General features: G+C 31.5%; 12 protein-coding genes. 11 read left to right on the top strand and 1 reads right to left on the bottom strand.

Annotation, left to right across the window (positions count from 1 at the left end; genetic code table 11):
* Positions 1-172: 172 nt before the first annotated feature.
* Genes BUA12_RS07405 through BUA12_RS07355 form a run of 11 tightly spaced genes read left to right on the top strand, consistent with a single transcriptional unit; the run spans position 173 to position 13,161 of the window.
* Positions 173-1,972, top strand: a complete 1,800-nt coding sequence (locus tag BUA12_RS07405; RefSeq protein ID WP_072709935.1) for a polysaccharide biosynthesis protein — start codon at positions 173-175, stop codon at positions 1,970-1,972.
* Positions 1,965-3,200 (top strand): O-antigen ligase family protein, encoded by a 1,236-nt coding sequence (locus tag BUA12_RS07400; protein ID WP_072709934.1) that lies wholly within the window; start codon positions 1,965-1,967, stop codon positions 3,198-3,200. Before BUA12_RS07405 ends, BUA12_RS07400 begins: the two co-directional genes overlap by 8 nt.
* On the top strand, positions 3,187-4,683 hold the full coding sequence (locus BUA12_RS07395; RefSeq protein WP_072709933.1) for a lipid II flippase MurJ: 1,497 nt from the start codon (positions 3,187-3,189) through the stop codon (positions 4,681-4,683). The genes BUA12_RS07400 and BUA12_RS07395 overlap by 14 nt, the downstream gene beginning before the upstream one ends.
* Positions 4,680-5,804, top strand: a complete 1,125-nt coding sequence (locus BUA12_RS07390; protein ID WP_072709932.1) for a glycosyltransferase family 4 protein — start codon at positions 4,680-4,682, stop codon at positions 5,802-5,804. Before BUA12_RS07395 ends, BUA12_RS07390 begins: the two co-directional genes overlap by 4 nt.
* A 34-nt stretch (positions 5,805-5,838) precedes the next feature.
* Positions 5,839-6,873 carry a glycosyltransferase gene (locus BUA12_RS07385; protein WP_084670019.1) on the top strand — a complete coding sequence of 345 codons (1,035 nt, stop codon included), beginning with the start codon at positions 5,839-5,841 and terminating at the stop codon, positions 6,871-6,873.
* Positions 6,874-6,877: 4 nt separating this feature from the next.
* A complete protein-coding gene (locus BUA12_RS07380; RefSeq protein ID WP_072709930.1) occupies positions 6,878-7,888 on the top strand; it encodes an NAD-dependent epimerase in 1,011 nt (336 codons plus the stop codon).
* An 18-nt stretch (positions 7,889-7,906) separates the two neighbouring features.
* The gene (locus BUA12_RS07375; protein WP_072709929.1) at positions 7,907-9,181 is read left to right on the top strand and encodes a nucleotide sugar dehydrogenase; all 1,275 of its coding nucleotides are present in this window, start codon (positions 7,907-7,909) and stop codon (positions 9,179-9,181) included.
* Between the two features lie 11 nt (positions 9,182-9,192).
* Positions 9,193-10,422, top strand: a complete 1,230-nt coding sequence (locus tag BUA12_RS07370) for a DegT/DnrJ/EryC1/StrS family aminotransferase (protein ID WP_245772774.1) — start codon at positions 9,193-9,195, stop codon at positions 10,420-10,422.
* Positions 10,422-11,042, top strand: a complete 621-nt coding sequence (locus tag BUA12_RS07365; RefSeq protein WP_072709927.1) for a sugar transferase — start codon at positions 10,422-10,424, stop codon at positions 11,040-11,042. The genes BUA12_RS07370 and BUA12_RS07365 overlap by 1 nt, the downstream gene beginning before the upstream one ends.
* Positions 11,043-11,076: 34 nt before the next feature.
* Positions 11,077-12,003: a methionyl-tRNA formyltransferase gene (locus BUA12_RS07360; RefSeq protein ID WP_072709926.1), complete on the top strand. Its 927-nt coding sequence runs from the start codon at positions 11,077-11,079 to the stop codon at positions 12,001-12,003.
* Positions 12,004-12,018: 15 nt separating this feature from the next.
* Positions 12,019-13,161 carry a glycosyltransferase family 4 protein gene (locus tag BUA12_RS07355; protein ID WP_084670017.1) on the top strand — a complete coding sequence of 381 codons (1,143 nt, stop codon included), beginning with the start codon at positions 12,019-12,021 and terminating at the stop codon, positions 13,159-13,161.
* Positions 13,162-13,375: 214 nt separating this feature from the next.
* Here BUA12_RS07355 and BUA12_RS07350 read toward each other — a convergent pair.
* On the bottom strand, positions 13,376-13,652 hold a 277-nt coding region (locus tag BUA12_RS07350), incomplete at its 5' end, for an ATP-binding protein (RefSeq protein WP_143146108.1).

Raw genomic sequence — 13,652 nt, 5'->3', positions numbered from 1 at the left:
GATAAAAGGTGTAAACGTTTTAAGAAAATTCTTATGTTAAGAGTGTGATAAAATTTTAAGATTCCGGTAATATCTTACAAATATTATGTTATAGTAAAGACTAAATGAAAAAATGAATTAAAACTACTGGATGGTAATATTATCCGAAGATTCTAGAAAGAAGGTTTGTGGATTGGGCGCAAGAGGACGTTACATATTACTGTTGGCGATTGACTCGCTGATAGTGACTTTTTCTGTATTTTTAGGTTATTATATTTTGGCTCCGTTTTTCTTGGATTATACATGGCCGGTGCTGGTCGGTGTCTCCATTACTCTCCTTATTAGTCATCATGTATTTGCTTACGTTTTTAACTTATATCATAGGGCCTGGGAGTATGCGAGTGTCAGGGAAATGATGTCTATCACCAAGGCGGTGACTGCATCAATAATAGTTACATACATATTGACGATGATATTTTTCCAAACGTCATTTACAAGGTTAATGATCATCACATGGATGATGCATCTCCTGTTGATAGGTGGTTCAAGGCTGTCATGGCGTGTGACTAGAAGTAATATAATCGGCAAAGAAGAAAAAGATAGATATAAGAATAAAAAACGGACGATGATTGTGGGCGCTGGACGTGGCGGAGCCATGTTAGTGAAACAGATGCTGGATACGCCTCAGATGGATATGATTCCCATTGTAGCAGTGGATGATGAGCCGGCGAAACAAAGGATGGAACTCGCACCTAGAGTAAGGGTAGAAGGTGACAGAAATGACATCCAACGTTTAATAAAAAAATATGAAGTAGAAAAAGTGGTTATCGCGATTCCTTCATTAAGCAAAAGTGAATTGAATGAGATTCACAGTCTATCTGTCGCAGAAGATGTTGAAGTGATGATTATGCCGAATATTGATGATGTGATGTCAGGTAGTGTGAAAGTCAATGATCTTAAGAAAGTCCAAGTGGAAGATTTGCTTGGACGAGAACCTGTTGAATTGGACACTGAAGGTATTGAGGAGCAGGTGAGAGATAAAGTAATACTCGTCACAGGTGCAGGAGGTAGCATTGGATCTGAAATCGTTAGACAGATAACAAAATTTCATCCGCGCAAGATTGTTCTCGTTGGTCACGGAGAGAACAGCATTTATACGATTCTGGAAGAGGTACATTCTTATAGAAATAGTGTGGAGCATATTCCAATCATAGCGGATGTACAGGACAAGGAAAGAATGTTGGAAGTATTCGAAACATATAAGCCGAATATCGTATATCATGCCGCTGCGCATAAACATGTTCCTTTAATGGAAGTGAATTCTCAAGAAGCAGTAAAAAACAATATTATAGGCACTAAAAACACTGCAGAAGCATCCATTAAATATAAAGCAGAAAAATTTGTATTAATATCAACGGATAAAGCAGTTAATCCACCGAATGTTATGGGTGCAACAAAAAAAGTTGCAGAGATGGTAGTTCAAGCTTTAGATGCGAAGACAGAAGAAACAACGTTAGTAGCTGTAAGATTTGGGAATGTTCTAGGTAGTAGAGGCTCTGTTATCCCAAAATTCAGAAAGCAAATCGAAAATGGTGGCCCAATTACAATTACAGACGAAAGAATGACAAGATATTTTATGACTATTCCTGAAGCGTCGAGATTAGTTATACAAGCAGGCTCACTTGCGAATGGTGGAGAGGTTTTCGTTCTAGATATGGGAGAACCAGTAAAAATAATAGACTTAGCACGCAATATGATTAAGTTTAGTGGATATAGAGAAAATGAAATCGATATAAATATATCAGGTATAAGACCAGGAGAGAAACTTTATGAGGAGTTATTAAATGAAAATGAAATACACCCTGAACAAGTATATGACAAGATTTATATTGGTAAAGCAAAAAAGATGATAAATATTAATGAGCTAGAAAGGGCCCTGTCCTCTAAGCTTTATGATGAAATAATTAAATTAGGGAAGAATTCCAATGTTTGAAAAAAATTTTACTACAATTTTAATTTTAACTCTATCTTTAATTTTCTCTTTGGTCGTTCCTAATAGTCAGTACCTTCTAATGGTTCTTCCACTCTTCTTATTCATTATAAAATTTAACCTCAAGCTAGGTCTTTTTTATAGTTTGTTATACTTAATAATATCTGGGAATGGTAGGATACTTTTAGAAACCTTTGGTATACCTTTTGCCCAAGTTATCTTAGCGATTATATACTTTATTTATATTCTCCTTTTCATGAAAAAAGCATTAAATAAAAATAATTTGATATTCGTAATAATACTCTTCTTATTCTTTTTTATTTATTTGATATTTGGAGGAATTAAGGGAGACTATCAAAGTGTTTTAAATTTAACTTCTTACTTTCTTTCAATTTTAATATTTGTTATAGGGTTAACGTTGGTAATTAATAAAAGCACGTTTAATGGAATGATTGAGGTAACGATTATAAGTATAATATCTATGTGCCTAATAACCTTTAACCAGTGGTTATTCTTAGATATTCCAGTAGGAGAGGTAAACAATTTTCATAGAGCTTCTGGGGTTTTTGGGAACCCTAATATATTAGCGCAAAATTTACTATTACTTACACCTGCAGTTTTTAAAGAACTAAAAAATTATAAATTCTTTTCTATATCTGTTCTTCTATTAACATTCACTACAATTATTCTAACTCAATCACGAGGAAGCTTATTAATTTTCTTAGGCATCATACTTTTATTTGTATTATTAAGTAAGGGTTTTAACATTTATACAAAGATTTTATCTTTTATTTCAGTAGTAATATTAAGTATTATTATTTTTGTTAACTTTGATGAAAATTACTTTGAGCGTTTTGGTATTGGGTCGAACTCAAGGATTGAAGCACTGTATGTAGGAATGGAGAATTTTGTAGATTCGTTCTTTGGAGTAGGAATAGGTAATACTGCTAATAACTATTTAGGACTTTCATCACATAATAACTTTATTCATATTCTTTCAGAAGTAGGAGTAACTGGCTTAATCTTATTAATATTGATAATGGTGTATATTATATATGCTTGGATAATATCGTTTAAGAAAAGGAGAAATTTCACATTTTTTTTCCTGCCGATAATAGTTGGAGTATCATTTTTCACTCATAACTTATTAACTAATTACCTTATTTACTTCGGTTTTGCTCTTAGTTATTTTGAATTAAAAATGGGACAAGATATAAATGAAACAAGGTAAGTTATATATAGTTTTTATAATATTATTAGCCTCACTAGCAAAAGGCTTAGGTCTGGTTAGAGATATTCTGATCACTTATCAAATAGGTTTTAATTATGTAACGGATGCCATCTTTATTGTTTTGCCTATAATTTTACTAATGTTTTCAATATTTAATACTGTTATCAAAAATACATTTCGCCCTATGTTTACAAATCAATATGTAGAAAATCCACAAAAAGCAACTAACCATTTTTTTATGCTGAAAAATAATTTAGTGATATTATTTGTTTTAATTAGTATAACTGTGTTTTTATTTCCAGAAGTGTTAATTTCTGTTTTAGTACCTGGGATAACATCGGAAACAAGAGAATTATCTATATATCTTTTAAGATGGTCTATATTTTCTCTAATATTTATAGGGTTAGTGAATATATATAATGGTTTTTTACAGTCCATAAAAATATATGGAAGCGAACAATATATCAGTATTATAAACAATATAGTATTTATAATTATAATAGCCACTCTATTTGACAGAGTTGGAATTCATGCAATTATTCTTGCTATAGTATTAGGATCATTTTTTCAGTATATATTTATTAAATATAAATTTAGTCAATCGGTTGAGATTAATAATAGTTATGAAAAATATAAAGTAAATCTTCACTCTTTAAAAAAATTTATTTCCGATAATAGACTAATAATTTATGGCGGAGCACTCTCTCAAGCAACTATATTATTAGATAAATTCTTTGCCTCATTCTTTGCTGTAGGTTCTATTACAGCCTTACACTATGCTAATACTATAAATAATCTCCCCTTAACTATGGTTTTAATGGTTATTACTAATATATTTTTCACTAATTTGACTTTAGATTTCAAGCAGGGAGAAAAAGTACTCAAAGAGAGCATTATTAATCAAACAGAAAAAATTCTAATGTTCATAATGCCTATTATAATTTTTATAATTATTAATGCTAGTAACATTGTGAACCTTTTATTTAATCGGGGGAGCTTTGATAATAACGGAGTGATTATGATTAGTTCTGCATTAATAGCTTATAGTTTTGGATTGATTTTGTGGGGGACTAAAGATGTATTTATTAAAGCCTCCTATGTCGTCGGAAATAAAAGCCTCCCTTTTAAAGTAACAATTTGTTCTTTAATAATGAACACAGTACTTAATTTAATTTTAGGCTATTTCTGGGGGCATGTAGGTATTGCACTTGCAACTTCAATATCAATATTTATGAGTGCAATACTTATAACATATCTATTTCAAACTCAAATCTTTAAAGTATACACGCGCCAGCATTTTAAATTTATTATCAAGTTAGCGTTGATTGCTATAATTACCTTTTGCCTTGTAAGTCTTCTAGATACATATTTTCTGGTAAGATTTAATGATTTTATTCAAGTAGCTCTTAGCCTTACGATAACCGCAATGATTTACAGTGCTTTGTTATACTTTTCATTTAAATATAAAGGTTGGGAAAAATGAATATACTCATGATTATAAATAGTTTTCGTCCATTAATAGGTGGAGCAGAAAAACAAGCTGAAAGATTATCCGAGAAATTATTAGAAGATCAGATGATTGATCGAATAACTATATTGACTAGACATTATAAAGGACTCAAAAAGAAGGAAGAAATAAATGGAATAAAAGTAGTAAGATTAAAAGCAATAGGTCCAGGTAAAATTAAGCCAATTACCTTCCTCTGGAGTTGTTTTATATATCTGCTTTTGCATCATAGAGATTATGATTTATTCCATGCTCATTCACTAAGTTTCGGTGGGTACGCAGTAGCACTTTTTGGAAAAATATTCAAAAAGCCTTCAGTGTCAAAAATTGCTGGAGGAGGAAGTGCTAAAGGAAGTGAGCCGGTAAATATGATGTATGCAGATTGGTTAACTAAATATAGACTTAACTATCTATTGAAAAATATTGATAAGGTAATTGCTATAAGTGAAGACATTTATAAGGATTTAAATACCGTAGGGTTTTCAAAGAATCAGAAAATAAGAATTAATAATGGTATAGATACTAATACTTATACAAAAAAGCTCCCAACAATAGAAAACTTATCAAAAAAATATAATATATATGTATATGCTGGTAGGTTTGAAAAGATTAAAGGAATCGATGTATTAATTGAATCATGGTACCTGACTTCTCAAGAATTTAGAAAGAAAAATAAACTATTACTTCTAGGCAAGGGAAGTATAGATGTTAAAAATTTAATTAGAGATGATAGTATAATTTTAATTGGAGAAGTAACTAATGTTGAAGAATATTTGATTGAAAATAATATATTCGTTTTACCTTCAAGATATGAAGGTATATCAAATGCTCTACTTGAAGCTATAAAAAATAAAAACTTAATTATCTGTTCAGACGCTGGAGGTAACACAGATATAATTAAAAATAACCATAATGGATTCGTTTTTGAAAAAGAGAATATTATGCAACTTCATGAAACTATTATAAAAAGTTCTCAATTAACGCAAGAGGAAAAACAACTTTATATAAAGAATGCTTTTAATTATATAGAAAACAATTATTCGTTTGAAGTAGTTAAAAATCAATACATGGAGTTATATGAAGAGATATTAGAATGAAAAAACTTAAATTTTAATAGAAAAGAGGTTGAGAATGCTGAGGATACTACATATAACACCTTCTTTAGCAGGAGGAGGTGCTGAAAGAATGATAAGCAAGTTAACAAAATATGACCATACTAATGAACATATAATAATAAGTTTACTAGATATGAACATTCATTATGAATTTGAAAATGTTAAAATTATAGATCTTAAATTAAAAAATGGGTTAAGAAGTAAATTTTTATTAATATTTAAGTTGTATAAATATGTTAAAAATTTAAAGCCGGATATAATTCAAACTTGGTCCAAAGCTAATTTTTATGGTCCATTCTTAAGCTTTTTTAACAACTCTAAAGTTGTTTCGAATTATAGAAATGGATATTATGGAACTCACAATAAGTTTTTAATAATTTTATATAATCTTTTTTTTAATCGTTTTGATGCTCATATTTTTGTTTCAGAATCAGCCTTAAAAGAAAGAAAAAAAGTTGGGATCAAATTATCAAATTGCCAAATTATCAAAAATGGTTTTGAGATACCAACTTATAGTAATGAACTTATTAACGATACTCTAAGAATAGGGCATATGGGTAGGTTTCACAATATTAAAAACCAACAATTAATTATCGATGCATTTCGGGAGTTTTGCGGAGACAAAAAAACACTTTTATATCTTGCTGGTAAAAATCTTAATGGTGAAAATCTTAATCTAAAAGATATTCCTGATAGTAAAATAAAATTAATGGGAGAAATTAAGGAAACTGAAAAGTTTTATAATAACATTGATATATTTATCTTATCTTCTGACAGTGAGGGTTTTCCAAATGTCATAGGAGAAGCTATGAGTTATGGTATACCTGTTATTTCTACTGATGCTGGTGAAAGCTTTAAAATCATCGGTGAAAATGGTTTTAAGATTCATGATAAAGAAAGTCTACTTAAAGTGTTGAATGAAATTTATATGAATAGGCAATTATTGATTGAAAAAGGAAGAAAATCACGTAAAAGGGTTGAAGAGAAGTTTGACATAAAAGACACCGTTAAAGAATATCAAACTTTTTATAGATATATTACTGGAGGGTAAAGAAATGAAAGTATTAATTACAGGAACTGCTGGGTTTATAGGCTCACATTTATCAAAGAGATTGTTAGAAGATGGTCATCTAGTAAGTGGTATAGATAATATTAATGATTACTACTCCGTGCAATTAAAAAAAGATCGGTTAAATTTGTTGTTAGATGATAAGATTAATGTTTATAAGATAGATTTAGAAAACTCAGAAAAGGTCATGTCTGTATTTGAAAAAGAAAGGCCTGATGTGGTTATAAATTTAGCAGCTCAAGCTGGTGTTAGATATAGCCTAGAGAACCCACATGCTTATATAACTAGCAATATAAATGGTTTTACAAGTATTCTAGAAGGATGTAGGCATTATGATGTAAAGAACTTAATTTATGCTTCTTCTAGCTCAGTTTATGGAGCGAACACTTCTAAACCTTTCTCCACTACTGATAACATTGATCATCCCCTCAGTCTCTATGCGGCTACAAAAAAAGCTAACGAGTTAATGGCTCATACCTATAGTCATTTATATAATCTACCAACAACTGGACTCAGGTTCTTTACTGTATATGGACCTTGGGGAAGACCGGATATGGCTTTGTTTAAATTCACTAAAGCAATAGTGAATGATGATCCAATTGACGTATATAATCACGGTAATATGATGAGAGATTTTACTTATATCGATGATATTGTAGAAGCGATTACCAGATTGGTGGTAAAACCCGCTCAGCCAGACTCGAATTGGACAGGGAGTAACCCTGATCCGTCGTCCAGCTATGCCCCCTATAAAGTTTATAATATAGGTAATAATTCACCAGTAAGACTTATGGAGTTCATTGAAGCAATTGAAAATAGACTTGGGAAAAAAGCAAAGAAAAATTATATGGATTTACAACCAGGAGATGTTCCTGAAACTTATGCAAACGTAGATGATTTATATAATAATATTGACTTTAAGCCAGAAACTAAAATTCAAGATGGAGTAAATAATTTTATAGATTGGTACCTGAAATATTACAATATAAAGCTATAAGGATTGGTGGAATAGATGATGAATAGGAATATTGCAGTAGTTGGTTTAGGTTATGTCGGTTTGCCTGTTGCAGTTTCATTTGGTGTTACTCAGGAAGTAATAGGGTTTGATATAAATGAAAATCGTATAGAAGAATTAAAAAGACATTATGACCGTACAAATGAAGTTACAACAGATAAATTAAAAATTACAAAAATTAACTTTACGTCTAATAGAGATGAACTAAGTAAAGCAGATTTTATAATAGTAGCAGTTCCAACCCCTATTAATGAAAATAAACAACCTGATTTAACACCGCTTATTAAGGCCAGTGAAACTGTAGGTTCTGTTTTAAAAGAAGGAACAATTGTAGTTTATGAATCAACTGTGTTTCCAGGAGCAACAATGGATAAATGTGTTCCGGTCCTTGAAGAATTCTCTAATTTAAAAAGTGGTGAAGACTTCTTTGTAGGTTATTCTCCGGAGCGCATTAACCCGGGAGATAAGATACATACATTCGAAACAATTACAAAGGTAGTTAGTGGTCAGACTCCTGAAGTTTTAGATGTTATTGCTAAAGTTTACAGTTCAGTTGTAAAAGCCGGGGTACACAAAGCTCCGACAATTGAAGTAGCAGAGGCTGCAAAAGTAATAGAAAATACTCAAAGAGATGTTAATATAGCGCTAATGAATGAACTTGCTTTAATTTTCGACAAAGCAGGTATTAACACAAAGGATGTATTAGAGGCGGCAGGCACCAAGTGGAATTTCTTAAAGTTTTCCCCTGGCTTAGTGGGCGGTCATTGTATTGGGGTAGATCCTTATTATCTCACTCACAAAGCTCAAGAGTTAGGTTATCATCCTGAAATTATACTTTCTGGAAGAAGAATTAATGACGGTATGGGGGCATTTATTGCGTCTACTGTCATTAAGGAGATGTTGAAAAAAGGACTGAATATGAATAATAGTAATATAAATATATTAGGTCTTACATTTAAGGAAAACACTCCAGATTTGAGAAATACAAGGGTTATCGATATTATTAAAGAATTGGAAGAGTATCAATTAAAAGTGAATATCAATGATATCTTGGCAGATAAAAATGAAGCAAAGAATTTTTATAATTTGGATTTAATTGATATTGAAGAAATGGAAATGTCGGAAGTCTTAATATTGGCAGTGCCTCATGAAGACTACGTTATTGATAAAAAGAAATATCTAGAAAAACTAAATGAAAACGGTATTCTCATTGATATAAAAGGTATATTTTCTAAAGAAGATATCAAAGAAAACCAAACATTATGGAGTTTGTAAAGGAGAATTATGTGGAAACAAGTTTAAGGAACATACCATTTTCACCTCCAGACATAACCGAGAAAGAAATCCAGAAAGTATTAGAAGTTTTAGAGTCAGGGTGGATTACAACTGGACCAAAAACTAAAGAACTGGAAAATCTTATAGGAGATTATGTTGGTGCCGGTAATGCAGTATGTCTCAATTCAGCAACAGCCAGTATGGAAATGACATTGCGTCTACTAGGTGTTGGACCAGGAGACGAAGTGATAACAACTCCTTACACTTACACAGCGACAGCAGCAGTAATTCATCATGTAGGAGCTAGTATAGTTTTAGTAGATACAGCTAAAGATTCTTATGAAATGGATTATAAACAACTGGAAGAAAAAATAAGTGAGAAAACTAAAGTAATTATGCCAGTAGATATCGCAGGTAAAATATGTGACTATAACAAAATATTCGAAATAGTAGAAGCTAAGAAGAATTATTTTAAACCTGCTAATGACATTCAAGAATCATTTAATAGGGTGATTATTTTAGCTGATGCTGCACATGCTTTTGGTGCAGAGCAGAATGGTCAAAAAGCGGGTTCCATAGCTGACTTTACTTGTTTCTCCTTTCATGCTGTAAAAAATCTAACCACTGCAGAAGGTGGAGCGGTTGTATGGAAAGACATCGTGGGAATTGATAGTGAGGATCTATATAAACAATTCATGATGTTAAGTTTACATGGTCAATCGAAAGATGCTTTGGAAAAGACTAAATTTGGTTCATGGGAATACGATATAGCTTTTCCTGGTTATAAATGCAATATGACAGATATTATGGCAAGTATTGGATTGGCTCAGCTAGAAAGATACGATGGACTTTTAAAACGAAGAAAAGAAATTATTGAATTTTACAACCAAGCATTAGCAACAACTGATGTAGAATTTTTAGAGCACTACAACGATAACTCTTATTCTTCCGGACACTTATACTTAACAAGGTTACCAGGCCTTGATGAGAAATCTAGAAATAATATCATTGATAGGATGTCTGAGAAAGGCATAAGTTGTAACGTTCATTACAAACCGCTGCCACTTTTAACGGCTTATAAAAATCTGGGTTTTAATATTAAAAATTATCCAAACTCGTATAAACAGTATCAAAATGAGATTACGTTACCTTTGCATACTATGCTCGAAGATGAAGATCTTAAGTATATTGTCAACACTTTCAAATCTGTGTTAATTGAATACAAAAGAGGCTTATTATAATGTATAAATCTTATTTTAAAAGAGTTTTGGATTTTATTTTTTCACTATTATTATTACCCGTATTCATCCCTATCGTTATAATTTTTGGCCTGATGATTTATAGCCAAGATAAAGGACCAATATTTTATAATGCAAATAGGCTGGGGATGAATGGAAAAATTTTCAAAATGTATAAGTTCCGGTCAATGAAAGTAGACGCACCAGATTTAAGAAATGAAGATGGTTCTACATTTAATGCTGAAGATGATCCAAGATTAACTAATATTGGTAAATTTATTAGAAAAACTAGCATTGATGAGACTCCACAACTCTTAAATATAATTAAGGGTGATATGAGTTTTGTAGGACCAAGACCAGATTTACCTGAACAGTATAAATTGTATGAGGGTAATGAGAAGAGGAAACTTGAGGTAAGGCCAGGAGTTACTGGTTACAATCAGGCTTATTTCAGAAACACGATTCCTTGGAAACAAAGAATAAAGAACGATATATATTACATTGATAAGCTTACTTTCATGCTTGATCTAATAATTATCTTTAAAACTATATTAACAGTGATTAGTCGAGAAAATGTTTTTACAAACCAAGAGCAAGATAATAAATCTACTGACCTGAAATAGGTTAGTAGATTTATTTTAAAAGGGAGGAACTTTAATGAACTATATATTGTTTATCAGTAGTAGACTTGGTTTAGAGTCTTTAATGATATTGCTCCAAGAGAAGATAAATATAAAACAAGTGTTCATTGAAAAAGAGCATGAACATGAATTGAGAAAATACTATAAAGAAGCTATAGAAATTTGTGATAATCATGAAATTTCTTGTTCTGTCAACGCTAGTATTAAGGAAATTAGTGAACTTTTATATAGTGTTGATTTTACAATTGATTATATTATGTCATTTGGCTATAGAAGAATGATACCTGATGAAATAGTTAAAATGGCTAAAGTCGCAGCATTAGGCACACATTTTTCTCCACTTCCTCAGTATAGAGGTTTTGCTCCGTTAAACTGGTTACTGATTAATGGCGAGTCCGAAACTGCGGTTAATCTATTCTATTTAGATAAAGAAGTTGACAATGGCGATATAATAGCCACAGAAAGTGTAGAAATCAAGTACGAGGATGATATAAACACCTTATTTGAAAGATGTTTAAAATCATTTAAGAAGACTTTAATAGAAGTAATTCCCCAACTTGAAAACAATAGTTTCAAAGCAATCAAACAAGATAACTCGAAAGCTTCTTATACATGTGCTAGAACGCCAGAAGACGGCAAAATAAATTGGAATCAAAGTTCCTTTATAATCTATAACTTAATTAGAGCTTTAACAAATCCTTTTCCCGGCGCATTCACATATTATAAAGGATCCAAATTAACTATCCTCTCATCTGAAGAATATAATGAAGGTAACTATATCGGACGTGTAGAAGGAAGAGTAGTGAAAATAATTAAGAACAAAGGTGTAGTTGTGTTGTGTGGAAAAGGTTCTCTCTTAATTAAAGATGTAATGCTTGAAAACTCAGATAATAAGATATCAGCAGATAAAATTATTACTAGTGTAAGAGGTACACTATCATAAAAGCGAGGAATACCATTGAGATCTGAAAAGAAAATTCTAATGTGCTCTGTAATAGCAGAAGCAATTTATAAATCACGACATGAGTTAATAGAAGAGTTTTTAAAATTAAACTATACAGTTATTATGGTGTCACCCGATTCTACATCTGAAATTCCTAAAGAACTTTTAACACATGATAAAATAAAATATTATCAAATAGATCTTAAAAGAACAGGTTTAAATCCTATTAATGATTTAAAAACTATTAATCAATTGAGAAAAATCATCAAGAAAGAAAAACCTTCTACCACGTATGCTTTTGGAGGTGCAAAAGCAGCAATCTACTTGACTCTAGCAGCTCATAAAGAAAAAGTAAGAAAGAATTATTGCATGATTAATGGATTAGGGTCTATTTACAGAGGTTCGGGATTTAAAAACTCTATAATCAAAAGTGTAATGACAGTTTTATTCAAAAAGTCTTTATCAAAATCTCATGGTGTATTATTTCAAAACAATGATGATTTAAGGACACTAACTGCTAAAGATATTGTAGATGAAAGAAAAACTCATATTGTTAATGGTTCAGGTGTTAACGTGGAAAAATTCCCTCATTCTCCACCTGAAAATACTCATAATTTTTTATTTGTTGGCAGATTGCTTAAAGATAAAGGCATTTATGAGTATGTGGAAGCTGCTAAGCTGATTAAACAGGAATATCAATACGCAAAATTTACAATTGTCGGCGGGTATGATGATAATCCTACTTCAGTTAATGAAGAAGAAATAGATGAGTGGGCAAAAGCAGGTATTATAGAGTATATGGGTAGACAAAAAGATGTATTTCCTTTTTATAAAGAAGCAGCAGTATTTGTTCTTCCTTCTTACCATGAAGGCACGCCAAGAACAAGCCTGGAGGCAATGGCTGTAGGAAGACCAATCATTACTACGGACGCACCGGGATGTAGAGAAACTGTTATAGATAATAAAAATGGGTTCTTAGTCCCAATACAAAATGTAGAAACTTTAAAAGAAAAGATGGTATTCTTTCTGCAAAATGCAGAAAAAGTAAAAGATATGGGTGACGAATCCCATAGAATTGCTTTGGAAAAGTTTGATGTTAATAAAGTCAATAAACAGATTTTAGGAATTATTACTAAAAGTAGAATGAGAGAAGTATAGTCCTGTTTATTTTTAAAAGTATTATAAAAGTGAATAAATCATTATAAGAAGAAGTTCTTCCCCCCAATAAGGAGAGAATCAGCTTCATCAATAACTTACATTTCGGTTTGCATGAGCGAGGACTTTCTGGCTTCGGAGTGATTTTATGAGGATACGGTTTTTATTTTCAAAGCCCACTTGTAACCGTCAAGTGGTTCTGAACACTTTCCGCTCATTAATTCTGAACACTTTTTGCTTGAAACAATGTTTTTCGATGTTTGATTCTATGACTGTCGCCGTCCAAGTGAAGGACTTCAGAGCGATGGAGCAGGCGATCTAAAATCGCGGTCGTAATCCCCTGATCTCCCAGTAATTCTCCCCACTCCTCAGGTCCTTTGTTTGAGGTGAGTATGACAGCACTCCTTTCGTAAAGATGGTTCACCAGATGAAAAAAGAGATTGGCTTCATTCTGGTCCATGGCCATATACATTAAGTCGTCGATGATGATCAGG

It is taken from the genome of Lacicoccus alkaliphilus DSM 16010 (assembly GCF_900142805.1).
Classification (GTDB): domain Bacteria; phylum Bacillota; class Bacilli; order Staphylococcales; family Salinicoccaceae; genus Lacicoccus; species Lacicoccus alkaliphilus.
This window is presented reverse-complemented; position numbering and strand designations above follow the sequence as displayed.

Bases quoted from the DNA above. Each gene is read 5' to 3' on its own strand.
- BUA12_RS07360 (WP_072709926.1), top strand. From the start codon at position 11,077: ATGAACTATATATTGTTTATCAGTAGTAGACTTGGTTTAGAGTCTTTA.
- BUA12_RS07365 (WP_072709927.1), top strand. From the start codon at position 10,422: ATGTATAAATCTTATTTTAAAAGAGTTTTGGATTTTATTTTTTCACTA.
- BUA12_RS07395 (WP_072709933.1), top strand. From the start codon at position 3,187: ATGAAACAAGGTAAGTTATATATAGTTTTTATAATATTATTAGCCTCA.
- BUA12_RS07390 (WP_072709932.1), top strand. From the start codon at position 4,680: ATGAATATACTCATGATTATAAATAGTTTTCGTCCATTAATAGGTGGA.
- BUA12_RS07380 (WP_072709930.1), top strand. From the start codon at position 6,878: ATGAAAGTATTAATTACAGGAACTGCTGGGTTTATAGGCTCACATTTA.
- BUA12_RS07400 (WP_072709934.1), top strand. From the start codon at position 1,965: ATGTTTGAAAAAAATTTTACTACAATTTTAATTTTAACTCTATCTTTA.
- BUA12_RS07385 (WP_084670019.1), top strand. From the start codon at position 5,839: ATGCTGAGGATACTACATATAACACCTTCTTTAGCAGGAGGAGGTGCT.
- BUA12_RS07375 (WP_072709929.1), top strand. From the start codon at position 7,907: ATGAATAGGAATATTGCAGTAGTTGGTTTAGGTTATGTCGGTTTGCCT.